Origin of the sequence: Virgibacillus indicus (assembly GCF_002266285.1) — a bacterium.
Classification (GTDB): Bacteria; Bacillota; Bacilli; order Bacillales; family Amphibacillaceae; genus Virgibacillus_K; species Virgibacillus_K indicus.
Genome location: NZ_NPMS01000023.1, coordinates 1 through 1884, shown reverse-complemented (window position 1 = coordinate 1884; position 1884 = coordinate 1). Strand labels below are relative to the sequence as shown.

The 1884-nt window shown below is 44.2% G+C and carries 1 protein-coding gene; it reads left to right on the top strand.

Annotated features, from left to right (window positions below; translation table 11 throughout):
• Positions 1–545: 545 nt before the first annotated feature.
• On the top strand, positions 546–1808 hold the full coding sequence (ltrA, locus tag CIL03_RS19250; protein WP_094887488.1) for a group II intron reverse transcriptase/maturase: 1263 nt from the start codon (positions 546–548) through the stop codon (positions 1806–1808).
• The last annotated feature ends 76 nt before the right edge of the window (positions 1809–1884 follow it).

Below are 1884 nucleotides of genomic sequence, written 5' to 3'. Positions count from 1 at the left end.
TGTGTGCCAGGCATGCACACATTCTTTAGGGTTGAAGTCCCGAGCCACGAAGGCAGTAGTAGTGGTTAGCTTAAGACAAGGGTGTCTGGGGCGACCCAGAATCTGAAGGAAGTCGGCGGCAAATCTCCGCCCTTAGGAACACGAACTTCATCAGGCTAGGTATACTTGGGTGAGGTTGCATTACAAACTAAAACCCTTACTGCCAAAGGGTATACAAAGTAAATGAAGTGGGGACATGGAGAGGAAGAATGTGTGCTTACCCTGGGAGGTCTGATAGAAATGCGGTGCACACGCCGTAACCGAACATGTAAGTGTTCGCTGAACTATCAGAAGTCAGCCGAAGCCGTAGTACTAGATATTTCTAGGATATCTAGGAAGGGCTGAATCATTTAAGAAGAATTGTCGCTTTGCGTACGCAAAACTTGATGAAGCAGAAACATGTAAACCTTCCTAGTGGAGGAAACGGTGAATCCCGCGGGGGACATTAGAAGGGCTGAAAGTTATTGCCACACAAGAAGAAGGAACAATTCACGTAGGAGTAAGATATCATGTTGGAAAGAATTCTATCACGGGAAAACCTAATACTCGCACTTAAACGTGTTGAGCGAAATAAAGGAAGTCATGGTGTGGATGAGATGCCTGTACAAAACCTACGAGCGCATATCATGGAACACTGGACTTCCATTCGAGGACAACTCGAAGAAGGTACCTACTATCCTCAACCCGTTCGTCGTGTCGAAATCCCGAAACCAAACGGCGGAATGAGGAAGCTAGGAATTCCTACCGTGTTAGACCGATTCATCCAACAAGCAATCGCACAGGTTCTTACAACCATTTATGACCCAACCTTCTCAGAGCACAGTTATGGTTTTCGTCCAAATAGACGAGGCCACGACGCAGTAAGAGAAGCAAGAAGCTATATCAAAGATGGCTATCGGTGGGTTATCGATATGGATTTAGAGAAATTCTTTGATAAAGTACATCACGACAGATTAATGCGAACGTTGAGCCAACGAGTCAAAGACGCGAGAGTGCTTAAACTGATTCGCAGATATCTCCAAGCTGGTATTATGGACGGTGGGATTGTACAGCCGAACATGGAAGGAGCACCTCAAGGTGGACCATTAAGTCCACTACTTTCTAATATTGTTTTAGATGAACTAGACAAGGAATTAGAGAAAAGAGGACTTCGCTTCGTCCGTTATGCGGATGACTGTAATATCTATGTCCGTTCCAGGAGAGCTGGTTTACGAGTGATGAAAAGTATTACTGAATTTATCGAAGGAAAACTAAAGTTAAAAGTAAATGAACAGAAAAGTGCAGTAGACCGCCCATGGAAACGTAAATTCCTTGGATTTTCTTTCACTTTCCATAAGGTGAACCCAAAGATTCGGGTCTCTAAAGAGAGTATCAAACGGTTTAAACACCGTGTCAGAGAACTAACCTCCAGAAAGAGATCTATGAATATGAGGGATAGAATCGAAAAGCTAAATCGATATTTAGTAGGCTGGCTTGGTTATTATCAGCTAGCAGAAACACCTACCATATTTGAAGCTCTAGATGGCTGGATAAGAAGAAGACTTCGAATGATACGCTGGAAGGAATGGAAGAAAGTCAAAACAAAATACAAGAATCTCATGAAACTTGGAATTAAGAAAGGAAAAGCGTGGGAATGGGCAAATTCAAGGAAGGCGTATTGGCGTATAGCCAAGAGCCCCATCTTGTCTAGAGCCCTTGGCAACCAATATTGGTTAGAGCAAGGGTTGAAGAGTCTATCCAAGCGATATCAGACCATGCGTTGGACCTAAATGAAACCGCCGTATACGGAACCGTACGTACGGTGGTGTGAGAGGTCGGGGGTTAGTCACCCCCTCCTACTCGATT